Source organism: Spartinivicinus poritis (genome assembly GCF_028858535.1).
GTDB lineage: Bacteria > Pseudomonadota > Gammaproteobacteria > Pseudomonadales > Zooshikellaceae > Spartinivicinus > Spartinivicinus poritis.
On record NZ_JAPMOU010000005.1, the window covers coordinates 1 to 17,921 of the forward strand.

Genomic DNA, 17,921 nt, shown 5'->3' on the forward strand with positions numbered 1-17,921 from the left:
AGCATTTGTAGCGCTGAGAACACCTCCGCTACCAGGTAAGCTACTAAATATAGCTTAGGCATGATGATAATTAGGAAGTATTTTGCTAAACTGTTTTATATCACTGAGCTTAACAGCAAAGTGGCACTATCATTAGATGCCCGGTATGGACAAGCCCAAGGTAAAAATGGTTTTGGTTATTATGATTGGCTATCTTTTAACAATGCCCAAATGTTCACCTATGTGCGTTATGAAGACTATCAAAGTCGTTATGTTAATTTAACTGGTGCTTTAAATACCCGACATGGCAAGCTTTATTTGGGCTATAACAAAACCTATGATGCTGATTGGGCGGGTGGTTATTTCTATGATGATGAAGGTACCTTTAACTCAACTCTGGCATTGCACAAAAACTTTAATCATAAAAATGAAGGAGCCTGGGTACTGGGGTTTGACTATGACTTTGAGGGGGTAGCTTTACCTGGCTTAACCTTAAGTATGCACTATGCTCGTGGTTCTCGCCCTGATGAAATGTTATTGATTGAAAATGATGAGAAAAATGTTGCAACCGAGTTAGGAGGCTATCTGGCATATACTATCCAGACAGGGTTGTTCGAAGGGTTTGGTTTTGGCTGGTATTTTGCCAATCATAAGGGCTTTGAAAACAGTGAGCGGGTCAATCGATTTTTAGTCACCTATGATTTAGTTGCATTTTAATCATAGTGACTAATTTGATTCGCGAAACAGGGGAGGGATATACTACAGTTTACGATAAAGCTGCTATTTAGAGATGTAGGATAGCTTTTGATGAAACGACGCCTGAGTAGCTCCTTAGAAGCCGGTATAAATTTCTTTATTAACCATACTTTAATGGTTTTAATTATTGCTTTTACTCTAGCGACAATTATTATTTTGTGGCATCTAGAACGACTGGCAAATAAACAAATCCAGTCTACTGCTTTGGATAATGCCCAGTCTTATTCCCAAGCCCTTGCGGAGTTTCGTACTTTATATACTTCAGAAGTAGTGATAACAGCCAAGTCTCATGGCATTGAAGTCAGTCATGACTATAAAACAAAAAAGGGGGCTATCCCACTTCCTGCAACCTTAAGTATGCTATTAGGTAACCGCCTGGGTGGAAAGCAAAGTGGTGTAAAAAGTCGGCTTTATAGTAAATATCCTTTTCCCTGGCGTGAAATAACGGGAGGGTTAAATGACAATTTTGCCAATACGGCTTGGGCGCTTCTAGAGAAAAATCCCAATCAACCCTATTACCGTTTTGAAGATGTTGACGGTCGAGCATCTTTACGTTATGCCACAGCAGATGTAATGCGCTCAGGTTGTATTAGTTGCCATAATACCCATCCTGATAGCCCCAAACATAATTGGCAGGTAGGAGAAGTCAGAGGGGTTTTAGAAGTGACTATTCCAATAGAAACCCATATGTTACTTACCAATAGCATGCTCAGGCAGTCATTTATTCTTATCAGTAGTATTTTAATTCTTTGCCTTATTTGTATAACGTTAGCGCTGCGTAAATTAAGGCTACGGAATCTTGAGGCTAATAGCTATGCGGCTGCAATTGCAGAAACCAATAAAAAGCTTGAGGCAGAAATTATAACGCGTAAGCAAGCTGAAACAGAGTTACGACGCTTGTCATTGATCGATCCATTAACTGAGTTAAGTAATCGTCGTTATTTTGATGAAGTGTTTAAACAGGAGTGGAAGCGGGCTATTCGCCACCAACAGAATTTAGCGGTTATTATGATCGATATCGATTATTTTAAACGATACAACGACCATTATGGCCATCAGGCAGGAGACCAGTGTATTCGGTTGGTAGCTAAGGCCCTCAATGCATTAACTGTACGTGAAACAGATGCTATTGCACGCTATGGTGGTGAGGAGTTTGTCGTGATATTGCCAGGAACGGATAAAGCAGGCGCCTTAAAAGTGGCTGAAGCCATGAGGGAAGGCGTTGAAAATTTGCATATTCAACATGAGTTTGCTTCGACAGGTGATCGGGTAACCATTAGTGCAGGTGTTGCCAGTGCTTTACCTTTAGTGAGTATGAGTCATGTTGATCTATTAAGGGAAGCTGACCAAGCTTTATATCAAGCTAAACAGGCAGGGCGAAATTGTGTTAAAGCAAGAAATGGTTCTGTAGTAATGCTGGGAACAGGTAAGTCAAAGCCAACAAGATGAAGAGGTTAAAACTAATAAAATATTGGGTGTTGGTTGTATTTCTTGGGTTTATGGTAACGACTGAGGCCCTAGCTGAAGAAAAACTCTTACTGATTACACAGGACTTTCCCCCTTTGTAATTACGCTTACAAAATGGTCATTACAGTGGCTTTCCCTCAATATGTTTGAAAAGCTATTCACCGTTGAAGCCCTATCGAAAGAGTTGTGGCTGGTAGCCAGTAAAAAAACACCATTGGAGCTTCGCTTTTTGCTACGTCAGGCATTAGAGCAAATTAAGCAAGAGGGGATATAACATTAGATCACAATTTATTGATCAATCAAAAGTATATCAGCCCCTTAACACTACTTGCCCTAAACCATCACAGACGACCGCTGCGCTTAATATCTAGATAACGGTTCACTAACCGAGCCATCATTTCTTGTGGTGTGCAATCAAGAATTAACGCCCCTTCTGCTACTAATTTATCTACGGTAGAGCTGCGTTCAGTTAAATACTGAAATGCACCTAAATATCGTAAAGCAGCAGGGAAATCACTGATTGGCTGGTGGCTAACCTGTTGTATAGCGGTCTCTTGTAAGTTAACTAATAATACTAAATGTTTTCGCCGTAATAATTTAATGGCGGCTATTAAATCTTCTGTATCTTCATCACGCAGGTTGGTGACTAATACCACTAATGCACGTTTACGCTGCCTGGTCATTAAGTCTTCGGCAGCTGCAATATAGTCGGTTGGTTGTGCATCGGGATATAAATCATAAAAATTATTAAGCAGCATATGAATATTGCCAGTGCCTTTAATCCCTGGTACCCAGCGGTTATTCTGACCAAAACTCATCATGCCTACCATATCCCCTTGTTTAAGTGCGACTAAAGCAAGCAATAACAGGGAATTTAATGCATGATCAAAGTGGGTCAGCTGGCCATCCTGAATGCGCATTCGCTTACCACTGTCCAGCAAAATCAATATTTGTTGGTCGCGCTCATCCTGATACTCTTTTGAAATAAGCGACAGACGTCGTGCAGTAGCTTTCCAATCTACTTGGCGTAATGGATCTCCAGGTCGATATTCTCGCAACTGATGAAAGTCCATACCTTCGCCACGGCGCTGTTGTTTACGAATACCCAACTGAGAAGTATGGTGGCTGTTAGCCAGCAGGTTATAGCCTGTCACCGTGGCAAAGTTTGGATAAACCTTAACCTCTGTAGTAACAGGGTAAATAAACTGCATAGCCCATAGACCTAGCTGTGAGCGAACTCTAACTTCTACCTGAGTAAACAGGGCTGGCCCTCGTTGATGAGGGGTAATGTCATAATGGCCAATGGAAAATTTACCTGGCTGTAATTCAAGGGTTAGTGGTAACCCTTTAAAATTAAACTGATTAGGTACATGGTCATAGAGTTCGATTTGTTGGCGCAGAGGTAGCTGGTGATGTACCTGAATTGCCACTTGGACTGAGTTAGAAAGGGCTAAATTATGAGGTAGTTGTCGGGTAATTGTGAGGGGTGAAGCTTGTTTAGATAATATCAAATCAGCCAAAGCTAATAGGCTAATGATTAATAACCCAGCCAGTAATAGCTGGGAAAACCAAGGTAAAACATTAGGCCACAACTGTTGGATAAAGGCCTGGATCAGGCCTAGGCCAGTGAATAAGGCGAGTATATACAGTAATGGCTGGCTAGGCTTAAACTGTCTCATTGTCGCGGTGCATCCACTTGCACAAGTAATTCTTGTAGGGCTTGGTCTGCGGTCACCCCTTCTAACTCACGATCAGCACTTAGTAATACTCGGTGGCGAAGAATAGGCAGTGCCAGGGTTTTGATGTCATCTGGAGTAATAAAGTTTCTACCATTTAATAGTGCATTGGCTTTTGCTGCCTGAACAATAAATAAACTGGCTCTTGGCCCAGCTCCTCTTGCAATACCTGGCCAGTCACGGGTAGTACGAACGATACGTACTGCATAATCCAATACGCTAGTATCTGTGGTGACTTGGTTAGTCATTTGTTGCAGGTTAATCACTGCTTGTGCTGATAAGATAGGCTTGACTTGTGCGAGGTAGTCTTCTTTAGAAGGGGCCGATAACTGCGTCACCATTGCCAGCTCTTGGTCGGCAGCAGGATAATTAATAAATACCTTCATCATAAACCGGTCAAGCTCAGCTTCAGGTAGTGGATAAGTACCTTCTTGTTCAATAGGATTTTGAGTGGCCAGCACCATAAAAGGTGCTGATACAGCAAATGAGTCTCCTTCAATAGTTACTTGTTTTTCTTGCATCACCTCAAGTAAAGCGGCTTGAGTTTTTGCTGGGGCTCGGTTGATTTCGTCTGCTAATAATAAATTGGTAAATACGGGGCCTTTGCGAATTTCAAATTCTCTGGATTGCATATTAAACAGCGCATGGCCAGTAATATCGGTGGGCATTAAATCGGGAGTGAATTGAATTCGACTAAAATGACCATTAAAGGTTTTGGCTAATGAGCGCACTAATAATGTTTTTCCTAAACCTGGAACCCCTTCAATTAAAATATGGCCGCCTGCTAACAGCCCAATTAAGACTTGATTAATAACCTCAGGCTGGCCAATAACAACCTTATTCAGTTGCTGTTGAATTTGTTGGGTTAGCTCATAGGCTTTGGTTTGTTCCAGTGTAGCGTTAGGTGTTTGAGTCATAAACCGTTCCTAATTTGTTGTAACCCTTTTAACAGTTGGGTAAATTCAACTTCTTTACGAGTGACTGGAGAAAATAAGCTGTGCTCTATCAAGGCATAGGCTAAATGTGAGTCTTTTGCGATACGCTTAATTTGTTCTGATTGATTCAACTGCTTAAAGCCTGGGTGTTTTTCTGCCCATTGGAAGAGGATCGTTTTTCTTAAACTGTTCACTTGCTCTTCAATCTGTTGCTGTTGCCAGCACAGCCTACTGGCAGCTTCAATATGCTCAATAATTTGTCTTATTTCGTAGGGTTGATAGTGTTTGATAGGGCCAAATCGAACGCCTTTACTCCATAGCCAAGCCATCAACCATAAAATAAAGCCAATAATAAAATAGGGTGCCCACTGCCACAGTTTGGCAAATAACGAGTCACTCTCTTGATTTTTAAACAGCGTTAAATTGCCTTTCGGATCAATCAACTGAGTGAGTAAAAAGGCATTATCTTCACAGCTGATATAAGGGTTACGCCATAGCTTCAGGCTACCCATGAAGCTAATTAAGCCATCTCCATGTTGAAATTGCACCATCCTCACAAAATTATCAGTAGACTCATCAGCAACCCAGCCATAGGCATCATCCAGTGGGGCACTTAACCGCTGGTCGTTAGAAAAGTCGATTGTGAGTGGCTTGGTGCGACCTTTAATTTTTATTTCGCCTAATAAGCTGTAACCATGACAGTTTTTTCTGGGTTTTTCTGTGCCTTGATCTAACGTTGCAGTTAAAGACTGTAGTCGTTCTTCGAGATCTACATCCACAGCTTCATCTTCAATAACGGTGACATTGAATTGGTTGAAAATGATGTCTGTTTTATCGGTTAAGTTATGAATAAACGGGTTATGTGCTTCCATAATTAAATGGCCACCGGCTTCAACCCATTTTAATAAACGCTCAGCTCGTTGTGTATCTAATGACCCGTAAGCCTGAGAAAGAATAACAGTGCCATAACCTGATACCTGATCAACGCCTGCTAACCCTTGTTTAACGGTTGCTACTATATCCTGCTTTGCCAGGAACTGTTGCAGTGCTAAGTAGTGGTTCTGTTTGGCTGCTTTTGAATAGCCCAGGTCAATATTACGCTCTTGCCATTCAATATGGCTATATAACCAGCCAGCTACGGCAACCAGCAGGAATAAAATAATGGCCAGTATAATTTGTGTTGACCTAGCCATTAACGACTCCTGTATTTAGTTGCTGCCAACGTTGACATAATGCGTTAACTGTAGACTCAGTAGGAAGCTGATGGGCATACGCCAGTTGTAGCCATACGTTAGTGAGCTCTTGTAAGTATCCGCTGAGCGTTGTGTTTGCTAAAGGCCTGGTTTTATGAATGCAGTCGCCCTCGGTATCTCCTTTAGTAATCGGTATTTGATAGTCATTAATGAGTTGGCTAAGTAAAGCACGATATAGTAAACCAACTGCTTCTCGGTGTTGTTGGTTGTTCCATAATTTCATTACTGAGGTAGGAATATCTTGTGGAAGTGACTCAGCGCTTACATCTAAGCCAAACAGAGTAGTGGGCTGGCTATCGGGCTTAGTTTTTATTTTGTCAATTGGCTTTGCCAGTGCCAATAACCAATGGCGGTAGCGAAAAGTAACTAATAGGATAAGAGCAATAACAATACTCCATAAAATCACCTCAAGAAAAGGGGCAATACTTGCTGCTAAATCGGCTAAAAAGCCTGGTGCTTTATCTTCATCGAGCTCCACATCGTCAAATAACCAACTCCAGTCGATATTTAATTTAGGAAATTTGGTTTTTTCAAACTGATGAAAATCTTCTCCATTTAAAACCTCTTCAATAGCGGTTTTTGCAGCTTCCGGGGTTTGAGCCGTTTCTGCATAGACGGCTTGAGTTGGGTTTAAGCTGCTGAATATCAAACCTGAAATGAATATCAAGGAAGCAGCTTTATTCAGGGAGGTTGTTGGCCGCTTAAAGCCAGTGGCCATTTGACGAAAAATTAACTCAATGTCCCAACCTTCTAAAATGATGCGACGGTTGAGGTAAAGAAAAAAACCACTAGCCACATAAAAAGGCGCTACCAGCAGCATGCTGAAGTAATAAAGCATACTGCCAAGCCAAGTCATATCAAGTAAACCAATGATTTCATCAAGCTCACTGACGTTTGGAAGTAGATAGATCACTATCATAAAGGCACTTAAGGAAATAAGTGACTCTAGATGTACTCCAAGGATCGTTAGCCAGAAGGCTGGTGACGTATTACCGCGATGTAAAATAGACAAGCGAGACTGATACAGCTTCCCTTTTAATTCTTCCAGCTGAATAACGGGTAAGTTAAATGAGCGAGAAGGTGACAACCGTCGCCAGGTAAGCGCGGCAAATGCCTGGCGCCAAGCAATGGTTTTAAACCCTTTTAATACCTGGCGGGTTGTTGGTGTAGATTGAAAAACGGCCTGGCTAAGTACAACCAGAATAACCCTTTCCCAAATTGGTTTAAACCACCAGATAATCAAACTGTTAATACCGGTATTAGGCCAGATTGCTTCAAGTAGCAAGTAAATAGGCAGGGTGATCAATAAACAAAGTTTGACTAGTTGCCAGTACAGTTGTCGTGTAAATTGAAACCCTAAATCAGCTGCCTCCCAAGGTTGGCGTGGGCGAGCAGTAAAAGCAATACGTTCAAGTTGCATAACCTTTACCCCCTTGGGTTAGGTAGCCAGCAACGAGCAGCCAAAATAATCCACCGATAGTGTATTTAATGGTCGGTGTCAGTAAGGTTGAAGAGGACCAAAATGCTTCAACAAAGGCAGCAATAATCAGCAAAAAAGCGGCGCCTAAGAGTAGTTGTACAGCGACTTTCGTGCTTTGCTTTAATGCATCTAAGCGAGACAAATTACCTGGTGCTAACAGGCTATAGCCCATCTTTATCCCTGCTGCTCCGGCAATGGTAATCGCTGTTAATTCAAAAGCCCCATGACCTACGACAAAAGGAAAGAATGTACTTTGGTAGCCCACATTAACAATATGGCTGGCAAAGGCACCAAAGAACAGCCCATTAAAGAGTAGAAAAAACAGACTGCCGATGGTAAATAAAATCCCGCCTGCAAACGTTTTAAAGGCAATACCTACATTATTCCAGATATAAAAACCAAACATAAATATATCAGTATCTGACTGTCTTTCTCGGCCTAAATGGCGCAGGGCAGGGTCGTACATACTTTCGTATTCAGTTACCTGGTGTGGGTTCATGATGGTATAAACCAGATTAGGATCCCACTGGATTGCTAAAAAGATAACCAAGCCTGGCAGATAAAAGAGTGCGGTTGCTAACCAGAAAAAGCGCCAGTTTTCTCGTAACAATGCTGGAAACTTGAGCACAATAAATTGAAGACTGTTATAAAGAAATTGTGTTTTGCGATTATACAACTGTTGATGGCCACGCAATACCATACTTTCCAGTTGTGCTTGTAGCTGGGGACTGTAGGTTCGGGCTTTGGCTAATGCTAAATAATGGCAAATACGTCGATAGTGGGTGGCAAACTGGACTACAGAAGGTGACTGGCGTTTTTCCAGTTGTTCAAGCAGTGCTTCAAATGCTTGCCAATCATGCTGATAACGGTTTTCAAAAGTTTCTTGCTTCATTGACGCCCAAGGATTCCATTGGCAACTCTTAGTAGGGTATTTACAGCCGCTTGATCCCTATCCTGAGTGACAGGGGTCAGTAAGTTAGCTAGCTCTTGTTGGCGGGCTTCGGACAAAGTATTACAACGTTCAGAGAATTGAATAATTGCTTGTTGCTGCTGCCAGTTTAAAGGTACTGGAAAAGATTGACTACCTTCAATTCGACTTTCTGCAAACTGTACAGAGGGACTGTCGTATACCACCAGCGTGCCTGCGGCTAAATCACCTAAACGCTGAAACCGACGATTACTCATCATACAGAGTACGCCTAATATATAAAAAGAAGGTAAAAAGTCAGCGACGCGCAGTAGATTACGGACTACTGAACTGGAAAAACAGATAGGAGTACCATCATCATGAATGACTCGTAAATTAAAAGATTTTTTACCCGGCGTGACACCATGACGAAAGACGTCAAAAAAAACGGGATAAAACCATTCAAACAAAAACATTGCAATCAAGCCAATACCGCTACCAATATCACCAAAAAATTGTAAAACGAAAAACACTGCAAATACGATAGCATAGCGAATGATGGCATCGATTAAAAATGCCAAGATTCTTACTCCAGGGCCTGCCGGGGTAAGTGGTAGAGAAATCCCCTCTGGGGTTTCGATGACTATTTGTGAATCCAGTCGCTGCATGATCTACCTGAATCTTATAAAGATAAACTCGCTGATTGTAACACAACCGTCTTATTGGGGGTTAATATTCTGTGGTTGCAGCTGAAATAAAGCTATATCAGTACAACACGTGCAGTGCTACAGCATATTAACTTACTGTAGATGAGCTTTAAGGGTACCTCTAATAATTGTTTATGGTCTCTGCTCAAGCTGACGGGTGCTTGCACAAGACGACTTGAAGCGTGTAAGGCTGTACAAACTGCCTTAATAAGTTGCGACAGCGGCTGGCTTGGCTGAGAGTTACTCTTCACGAATATTTTGAGCAGGCTAGCTATACTGTGTAGATAGACTGCCAATTGGGCTGGTTTGTCATTAGCCAGCAGGGTGAGGAAACCTGAGAATAATTTTGAGGATGATAAATGACTAATACAAACCCTTACAAAAGCCCTGAAGCTGATGTGGTTGGTGATCACTCAGCCGACTTGCACTGGCATGAACCCACTAAACAAAGTGCAGGCTCAAGTGTTAGCTGGATTAGTGATGCTTTTAAGCTATTTGGTAATAAACCGGGCTTGTGGATTTTGGCAACTATTGTTTATTGGGTCATTATCTTTATATTGGCTCTTATCCCTATTGTTAACTTGGTGTCAGGGTTTGTGGCGCCTATTTTTACTGCAGGTTTTATTTATGCCAGTTATAAACTCGATACTGGGCAAGGGATGGAAGTGGCTGATATTTTTGAAGGGTTTCAGCGCAATCTTGGTAAGCTGGTATTAGTCGCCGTGTTAAGTCTGGTTTTTTCAGTGATTGTTTTTGCAGTTTTATTTCTAGTAGCCATGGTTTTTGGCTTTAGTATGACGCCAGGCGCTAGTGGGAGTTCTGATTTTAACATTGCCATTGGACTTATTTTTGTCCTGTTATTTTTGGGATTGTTATTACCTATTATTATGATGGTTTGGTTCGCTCCAGCACTTATTATTTTAAATAACTTTGACGCATGGCCTGCGATGTTGATGAGCTTTAAGGGGTGTTTACGCAATATTCTGCCGTTTATCATTTATGGCGTTTTAATGCTGGTAATGGCTATCATTGCTGTAATCCCGTTGGGATTAGGTTATTTAGTGCTGATGCCGGTGATGTACGCTTCTATTTATACATCATATAAGTCCATATATATTAAATAACCATTGGTAATGAAAACATAGCGCTTTATGTGGTTTGATGAAATATTAGGGCAAGCGCTTCTCTATAATAAAATTGCTACCAAACGCCTTATAGGCTCTGGTTTTTACACGGATTGACAGGTTAGTAACTGTTTGGACTGTTACTTCTTGATAATTGCACCTGCATACTGATAACGACTTAATTATACTGTAACTAACTCATTGCAATTTTAACTGATAAAACGTTGTGATTTTTTTCTGTCAACCTAGCATAACTAGGCTGTGTTTAGTGATAGGCTGGTTGTTGTTGCTAGGGTTAGGAAGTAGTTGGGCGGCTGCTAAAGAGTCTGTCAAAATTGGCTTATCGCTGGGCTTAACCGGGCGGTATGCGTTGATGGCTGATATGCAGCAGAAGGCTTATCGGCTTTGGCAAAAGCAAGTCAATGACCGAGGGGGCCTGTTAGGACGGCAAGTCGATATTATTATAAAAAATGATCAAAGCCAGAAAAGTTTAGCCCCTGCATTATACGAAGAGTTAATCACTAAAGATAACGTTGACTTTATTTTTGGTCCTTATTCAAGCGCCATTACCTTAGCTGTGTCAGAAGTTGCAGAGCGTCATGGCTATCCTATGCTAGCTGCTGGTGCAGCATCTGATAAAATCTGGCAACAAGGCTTTAGTAATGTGTTTGGTATGTGGACACCAGCCAGTCGTTATACCTTAGGCTTCTTAAAAATGTTGTTAATAATGGAAGAAGATAATTTAGCAATTGTAAGTCCTGATGATAGTTTCTCAAAAAGTGTTGGCTTAGGTGCCCGTGAATGGGCGACAAGGCTAGGCTTAACTATCAAGTATTACCAGGTATTTACAAAAGGTGCTGTCAATTACCAGCAATTAGCAACAGCGGCACGCCAGTCTGGAGCACAGATTCTCATGATGACAGGACATTTTAAGGAATCGGTAGCGATGCGTCAGGCATTAACGGCAATTAATTGGCAGCCGAGAGGCTATTTGGCAACAGTAGGTCCTACTCTGCCAAAATATTTAACTAAATTAGGGCCTGCTGAGGTTGAAAATACCTTTGCTGTTTCAATTTGGGAGAAAATAAAAGACCAAGGAAGTATTAAAGGTGGAGCACAAGAATTTGCTAAAAAATTCGAGACTACTTATACCATATCTCCATCTTATCATGCGGCTACTGCTTTTGCGGCGGGGCAAATTTTAGAAGCAGCAGTTAAGCGAGCTAACTCATTTGACCAAGATAAAGTAAGAGAAGCATTATTTACATTAGATACATACAGTTTAATTGGACGCTATGCTGTTGATAGAACAGGTGTTCAGGTAAAACGGTTTCCACTCACTATCCAATGGCAACAAGGAAAAAAAGAAATAGTGTGGCCTGAGGCATTACGAACAAAACCGCCGGTTTTTACACGTATTAAACAAGGTAATTAATGGAAGTAACCAGTGGTAATTAGTAAATTATGGAATAAGTATAGCCAATGCGAATGGTCGGTAGGTATGAATAATGCTAAAGAAACTGGTTAACTCTTTTGCATTTCGTGTTTTTACGCCTTTTTTGGTGTTTGTTAGCTTGGTAGTCATTGCATTATATTTATTTACTTCATATTCAATTTCTGATTCAGCTAATCATCAAATTAAAGAAAATCTCAATTGGCTATCCCGTAGTGTACTGTATATTTGCGATACCAGCGTAGATAAACTATTTCAAACAGGAAACGCGACTAATGAAAAATTAGTCAGGTTAGAAAAAGTATCTACCATGGTGGCTATTGAGGATTTTGTACGTGCTAATAATGTGGGAGTTGTCGTTTATGATAATAATGCAGAAGAAGTGCTCGTTAAAACAGAATTGCCTAAAGCAACATTAGCCGCTATTGAAACCTCATTATTAACAGACAATCCAAATATTGTCACTGGTAAATTAGCAGACTATATTGTTCACTCTCAATTATTTCAGCCGTGGCAGTGGCGTATTATTCTATTAAAACCTAAAGCTCAGGCATTACGAGCAATGGAACAGCCTGTATATCGCTATGCATTTAGTATAGCGTTGATTACCATTGTAATTATTACTGGACTAATGTTTTATTTTTTGAGCTACAAGGTAAGAATCCCTATAAATCGCATTATTGGTGCTATCAAAAAAGGCAATCAACCAAGTTATAGAGGCGTTTCAGAGTTTGAGTTTTTAAGTGATAGTATTGCAGGTATGATGCACTCGCTAACAGAAAAAACCCACTTATTAGAATCAACCAATAAAGAAATTGAAAAAGCCAAAGTGCAGTTAAGTGATGCTATTGAAAGTATGTCAGAAGGGTTTGTACTGTTTGATGAACAAGACCACCTTATTTTATGTAACCAACATTTTAGAAATTTCTATAGCCTAACCTTGTTACCTGACCAAGCCTCGTTTCAAGATATCTTACGGATTATGTACCGAGAAGGAGTTGTATCTGTTGATGTACCTTTGGAAACCTGGATTAAAAGTATTATGCTCACTAGGGATAAAGTTGGGCAAGCGCATTTAATTGAGCTAAATCAGGATCGTTTTATTGAGTTTAGAGAATATGCAACCAGTGATAGCGGGGTAGTCGGTATACATACTGATATTACCGATCGGAAAATGGCAGAGCAACGTTTACAGTATCTGGCCTCTTATGATCTTTTAACAAACTTACCGAACCGGGTGATGTTTCAGCATGAGTTAAAGAAAAACATTAATCGTGCAGAACGATTTGAAGGTATCGTCGCATTATTCTTCATAGATTTAGATAAGTTTAAAGATGTAAATGATACCTTGGGGCATATGGTGGGTGATGAATTACTGAAAAAAGTAGCAGATATTTTATTGAACTCTATTCGTGGGTTTGATATTGCTGCTAGATTAGGAGGGGATGAGTTTGCAGTCATTTCTAGTGGGTTGCGCTCTGAAGTTGAAGTGGAAAATATGGCTCAACGGATGAATGACTTACTTAATTGCACGGTGAACTGCCAAGGCCACACTATTCATATTGGTGCCAGTATTGGCGTCACTTTATTTCCTTATGATGGTAATGATTGTGATCAGTTATTAAAAAATGCTGATATGGCAATGTATGAGGCTAAAAACCTTGGACGTAATCAATACCGAATGTATAACGATGAGATGAATCGACGGGTACAAGAACGTAATGCACTAGAAAAAGACATGCGGCGTGCATTAATGGCCGATGAATTTATCGTTTATTACCAGCCTAAAATAGATTTAAATACATCTTGTGTGGTAGGAATGGAGGCGCTAGTTCGTTGGCAGCATTCCAACCGTGGCTTAATTACTCCGAACAAATTTATTCCTATTGCAGAGCAGAGTAACCTTATTACAGATATTGGTGAGTGGGTGTTAGAGGAAGCTTGTAGACAGTGTCAGGAATGGAGTGGGGCAAATCAGTTGGGGGCATTACAGGTAGCTGTTAATTTATCAGCATCTCAATTTAAGTATGGTGATATTACGGGTACTACTGATCGAATTTTACAAAAACTGACAATGGAGCCTGGCGGCTTGGAAGTGGAAATTACAGAAACCATGGTAATGAATGATGCGGATGCTGTTTCGCAAGCGCTTCACCATTTTGCCAGGCGTGGTGTCAGTATTTCGATTGATGACTTTGGAACAGGCTATTCCTCCTTAGCCTACTTGTGGCGCTTTCCTGTTAATAAAGTGAAAATAGACCGCTCCTTTATTAAAGATCTACTGCATAACAATGAGGCTCAGGCAATTGTTCGTTCCGTTATTAGCTTAGCTCACAGTTTAAATCTAGTTGTCATTGCCGAAGGCGTAGAAACAAAAAAACAACTGGAGTTTTTGCAAAAGTTAAAATGTGACCAGGCCCAAGGGTATTTCTTTACGCCTCCATTACCTGCAGAGGGTTTTGTTGAATGGGTGAAGGATTATCAAGAAAAGCAGGCTCACAAAGGTGCGTATCAAAAAGTGGGGCGTTAGCTTGACATTGTTATTATCTAGATAATTAAGCCTAATTGAAGTCATTAATGATTCTAGTTTTATGGATAAGATTAATAAAAAATATAAGTTATAGTTTATAATCGTAATTATTGTCAACGTCTCCACTATAAGTTGTGTAAAAGCTAATATATCCTTCACGATATGATTTCTAGGTTTTGTTACCTTCACTCCTCGCCCAATCACCTATAAAACATTCGTACTGGGTATAACTATAAACGTACTTTTTCTCTGTCAAGCATAAACCCTTTACCCATTTTTTATAATAAACAACCATCTCTAAAATACTCCCAATCCTGTACTACACATTTAGCATAGTGCACTGAGACAGCAGCTAATAGTTTGATAAAATCCTGTTTATTTTCCATTAATTCATTTTTAACATAATGAATAAATCGGTGGTTGGGTTCCTGCACCTGAATGGAGCCGCGGGCATGCTCTTTACCTAATATTTCACCCCATATCTCAGCCATTGTTAAATAATGCTTGGGTTTGAATAGCTTATGGGTGGGAAAATCTTTTTTAAACGGTGAACGTTCTCTTACAGAATACACTTCATCGTTATAACTCAACCAGCCTAACCAGGCATCTGGATGCTCAGCAATAGCTGAATAGGCATCAGCATGACGTTGCCCTTCGTTTGTGAATTGACCGTTATACCAGTGTTGTTCAATTTTCGGGAAGCAACGAATGGCAGCAGGCTGTTGCTGCTGTTTAATATCCAGGATTATATTTTCTTCTGGCGTGGAGCCTTGGATTAATGCGTAAAAGCGCTGATTGCCTAGTGAGCCTGTACCGGCTTTGATCCGTTTGGCCAGGTCTATAACTTCAAAGCGGCTGGTAAAATCTGGTGTAACTGAATGCTGGAAACGGTGGTAATCCAATAAAGCCCCAGTTAAGCTGTTTTTTACATGGTCGGATAACTCAGTTAGTTTAGGGTTTGCATAATTAAAGTGGTTTAAGTCAGGTGTGGTCCATTTTTGGAGCATGTTTAAACGGGTATTCTTTTGATGCACTTTGGTCAGAAACGTTTTAATCGGTTTGGCGGCGTTTTCAATGTAAATAGCCGAGTCATCGGTTTCACTGGCAACAACTCCTTGTAAATAAGCTTTGCCCAGTAGTTGTACTGCTTCTTCAGCAAGGTCTTGTTGATAATAATCACGCTGCTGTAAGTCTAAAACTAAGCTGGTAGCTAACCGCCATAAGTCAAATTGATAATCGGCAATGATGGCGTCATCAAAGTCATCCATACCATAGTAAATTTGGTCATGATGGTCATGTAGTGCACCAAAATTATAAACGTGGGCATCACCTTGCAACCACACTTGGGTTTCAGGGCGGCCACCATAAAGACTAATGCGCCAGTCGCGGGAAACATCGTGCCAGAAAATATGGTTAGTGCCTCTGAAAAAAACAAAGGCAGATGCTTGCATTTTTTCAAACTTTAGGCGTCGGTCAGCATCACTGGCTTGCTGATTAAATTGATTGATTTGTTCTACAACATGTGACTGACGCGTATGCAGTACTTTCATAATTAAGTTCACCAAAGAGTGGGTTTAAACACCATCAAATAAAAAATAGCCATTACACTGATAAAGGCTGGCCAACCCAGGCTGTACCAACAGGTCATGAGCTTTCGATAAGTAACAGGTAAAGGTTGATTTTCACTAACAGCAGCTTTAGCCAGTTTAGCTATCTTAATTTGAATATAAACCACTGGTATCCAACAGAGTCCAGTGATCACATACAAAACCAAGCTTGCCATTACCCAGGAGGTGGTCAGCGGTAACCCTACCAGCAATAACATCCAAATACCGGTAACGGGTTGGATAATGACGGCAGGTGTAGTAAACAACCAGTCGGCTAATACGACATTTTGGCTGGTAATGGCGATGGTATTCAGGTTTTGGCTACGATCAGCTCGCCACATATAAAAAGCGGTACCCAATCCTGTGCCAAACAGCAGGGTGGAAGAAATAATATGCACTAATTTTAATAATAAATAATACTCAGCCATTTGTTTTGACTATACTTCTGTACTTGTTTGTTTAAACACTAGTTTTCTTAAGAGTGCTTCTAAAAATAGTAATTTTTTCGTGAGAGCAAGGCAGCGCTGCACGGAAGGCCACAGTGTATAGGTAATACATGAGAACCTGAGTACAGTGCTAACGCTGCTATCGCGAAAAAAGTGCATTTTTAGGTGTGCCCTTAACGTGCTTCTTTAATTGCCCAGTAACACCACAACATCATTAATATCGCTACATTTTTAATCAGCCCACCCAAGGGGTCTAACCAAGTAAATGGCGCAAACAATCCTAACATGAAGGTGTAACCTAAAACTGACAATACCATTAAGCCCAGAATCAATTGAGGGCGCCACCCCATAATAAATAGCATACCTAAACTTAAGTCTAATACTGAAGTTAATACCACAAGTGTTGATTGATAAGCAGGAGGGATTGCCAGGGCATTTAGGGTGGGGGCGAATTGCTCGGGGGTTGCCATAAACCCAGCAACAGCAGAGAGTAACCAAATAAATATAATGGCAAACCAAAGTACTGGTCTAATCCAATAAAGTTTGGCATGCCAGCGGTCTTGTACAAAACTGGGTGTATTTAATAGTGTTAGTTTAACTGATTGTGGTGAGTAATTCAGCTCTTTAGAAAGAGCTTGGTATTCATTATCAGGTATAATATTGCCCTGTTCTAGCATGGTTAACAGAGTGTCATTAAATGGCACAATATTGAGTTTGCTATTCAACGTTGCCAGCTTTTTAAATAGGCTTAATGGGGTGGGTAGCCAGTAAGGTTCAGGCCATTTAAGCCATTGTCGCAAGTTGCCTAAAAATTCTTTAATTGACAATACCTCTGGTCCTGCAGGGTAAAAAACCCGTTTATCGCCTTGATATGTCAAAAGTCGGCTAACGATAGTAGCCAGGTCTTCCAATAAAATGGGCTGGAATTGCTGGCTACCATCACCAGCCAGTGGGATCACCGGTAAACTGGCGATGGCCCTCATCAACGAGGTACCTCCATAAGAGCCTCGGCAAGATAATACGACAGAAGGCCTGATAATGATGGCTGAGGGAAAATGCTCAAGTAAGTAATCATCAAACTGGTGCTTACTCTTGATAAAAGCACCATCTGTAGGATTTCCAAGAGCAGATAACTGAATAAAACATTTGATGCCTTGTTGTAAGCAAGCTTCAGCCAAGGCATGGGGCGCTTGGTAATGTAATTGCTCAAAATCACCGGGTTGGGTTTCCGTTAAAATGCCTGCACAATTAATCACCGTGTCAATGTGTGTTAAATAAGAGAGCCAGCTTTCAAGAGTCAGGCAGTCAGCTAGGTTTAAGCAAACAACTGATAAATTAGGGTGTTTGGGTAAGTTACGTGAGTTTCGTACACAGGCATGTACTTGATGCCCCTGGCTTAATAGCTCAGCCAAAATGGCACTACCAATAAAACCAGCCGCACCAGTAATTAATATATTCAAACAAGCAGCTCCTTAATTCATGGATTGTCTTCCTAAGGGGAAAGCCACTTTAGTGTGTAACAGTGACTGACTAAAACTTCA

General features: G+C 40.8%; 15 protein-coding genes. 6 read left to right on the forward strand and 9 right to left on the reverse strand.

The window, feature by feature from the left end:
* Window positions 1–60: 60 nt before the first annotated feature.
* The 3 genes from ORQ98_RS05595 (at window position 61) to ORQ98_RS05605 (ending at window position 2,476) form a co-directional block, all read left to right on the forward strand.
* A complete protein-coding gene (locus ORQ98_RS05595; RefSeq protein ID WP_274687802.1) occupies window positions 61–696 on the forward strand; it encodes an OprD family outer membrane porin in 636 nt (211 codons plus the stop codon).
* Between the two features lie 90 nt (window positions 697–786).
* On the forward strand, window positions 787–2,184 hold the full coding sequence (locus ORQ98_RS05600) for a diguanylate cyclase (RefSeq protein WP_274687803.1): 1,398 nt from the start codon (window positions 787–789) through the stop codon (window positions 2,182–2,184).
* 160 nt (window positions 2,185–2,344) lie between these two features.
* Window positions 2,345–2,476 (forward strand): hypothetical protein, encoded by a 132-nt coding sequence (locus ORQ98_RS05605; protein ID WP_274687804.1) that lies wholly within the window; start codon window positions 2,345–2,347, stop codon window positions 2,474–2,476.
* A 67-nt stretch (window positions 2,477–2,543) separates the two neighbouring features.
* On the opposite strand, the gene ORQ98_RS05610 is transcribed toward ORQ98_RS05605, so the two are convergent.
* Genes ORQ98_RS05610 through ORQ98_RS05635 form a run of 6 tightly spaced genes read right to left on the reverse strand, consistent with a single transcriptional unit; the run spans window position 2,544 to window position 9,181 of the window.
* Entirely contained in the window at window positions 2,544–3,881 is a 1,338-nt protein-coding gene (locus ORQ98_RS05610; protein ID WP_274687805.1) for a DUF58 domain-containing protein, read from the reverse strand.
* Entirely contained in the window at window positions 3,878–4,855 is a 978-nt protein-coding gene (locus ORQ98_RS05615; protein WP_274687806.1) for an AAA family ATPase, read from the reverse strand. The genes ORQ98_RS05610 and ORQ98_RS05615 overlap by 4 nt, the downstream gene beginning before the upstream one ends.
* On the reverse strand, window positions 4,852–6,066 hold the full coding sequence (locus ORQ98_RS05620; RefSeq protein WP_274687807.1) for a DUF4350 domain-containing protein: 1,215 nt from the start codon (window positions 6,064–6,066) through the stop codon (window positions 4,852–4,854). The genes ORQ98_RS05615 and ORQ98_RS05620 overlap by 4 nt, the downstream gene beginning before the upstream one ends.
* Complete coding sequence (locus ORQ98_RS05625; protein ID WP_274687808.1) at window positions 6,059–7,546, reverse strand: DUF4129 domain-containing protein; 1,488 nt, start codon at window positions 7,544–7,546, stop codon at window positions 6,059–6,061. Before ORQ98_RS05625 ends, ORQ98_RS05620 begins: the two co-directional genes overlap by 8 nt.
* Window positions 7,536–8,498, reverse strand: coding sequence for a stage II sporulation protein M (locus ORQ98_RS05630; RefSeq protein ID WP_274687809.1), 963 nt, complete (start codon window positions 8,496–8,498; stop codon window positions 7,536–7,538). Before ORQ98_RS05630 ends, ORQ98_RS05625 begins: the two co-directional genes overlap by 11 nt.
* Window positions 8,495–9,181, reverse strand: coding sequence for an RDD family protein (locus ORQ98_RS05635; RefSeq protein WP_274687810.1), 687 nt, complete (start codon window positions 9,179–9,181; stop codon window positions 8,495–8,497). Before ORQ98_RS05635 ends, ORQ98_RS05630 begins: the two co-directional genes overlap by 4 nt.
* Before the next feature lie 398 nt (window positions 9,182–9,579).
* On the opposite strand from ORQ98_RS05635, the gene ORQ98_RS05640 reads away from it, so the two are divergent.
* From ORQ98_RS05640 to ORQ98_RS05650, 3 genes are all read left to right on the forward strand, one after another.
* On the forward strand, window positions 9,580–10,344 hold the full coding sequence (locus ORQ98_RS05640) for a BPSS1780 family membrane protein (protein WP_274687811.1): 765 nt from the start codon (window positions 9,580–9,582) through the stop codon (window positions 10,342–10,344).
* Window positions 10,345–10,612: 268 nt separating this feature from the next.
* The gene (locus ORQ98_RS05645; RefSeq protein ID WP_274687812.1) at window positions 10,613–11,779 is read left to right on the forward strand and encodes an amino acid ABC transporter substrate-binding protein; all 1,167 of its coding nucleotides are present in this window, start codon (window positions 10,613–10,615) and stop codon (window positions 11,777–11,779) included.
* A 73-nt stretch (window positions 11,780–11,852) separates the two neighbouring features.
* Complete coding sequence (locus ORQ98_RS05650) at window positions 11,853–14,327, forward strand: putative bifunctional diguanylate cyclase/phosphodiesterase (RefSeq protein ID WP_274687813.1); 2,475 nt, start codon at window positions 11,853–11,855, stop codon at window positions 14,325–14,327.
* Between the two features lie 278 nt (window positions 14,328–14,605).
* Here ORQ98_RS05650 and ORQ98_RS05655 read toward each other — a convergent pair whose 3' ends face one another.
* The 3 genes from ORQ98_RS05655 to ORQ98_RS05665 all read right to left on the reverse strand — a co-directional run bounded on the left by ORQ98_RS05655 (window position 14,606) and on the right by ORQ98_RS05665 (window position 17,840).
* Complete coding sequence (locus tag ORQ98_RS05655; RefSeq protein WP_274687814.1) at window positions 14,606–15,877, reverse strand: DUF2252 family protein; 1,272 nt, start codon at window positions 15,875–15,877, stop codon at window positions 14,606–14,608.
* Window positions 15,878–15,885: 8 nt separating this feature from the next.
* Window positions 15,886–16,362 carry a DUF2269 family protein gene (locus ORQ98_RS05660; RefSeq protein WP_274687815.1) on the reverse strand — a complete coding sequence of 159 codons (477 nt, stop codon included), beginning with the start codon at window positions 16,360–16,362 and terminating at the stop codon, window positions 15,886–15,888.
* Between the two features lie 191 nt (window positions 16,363–16,553).
* The gene (locus tag ORQ98_RS05665; protein ID WP_274687816.1) at window positions 16,554–17,840 is read right to left on the reverse strand and encodes an NAD(P)H-binding protein; all 1,287 of its coding nucleotides are present in this window, start codon (window positions 17,838–17,840) and stop codon (window positions 16,554–16,556) included.
* Between the last annotated feature and the right edge of the window lie 81 nt (window positions 17,841–17,921).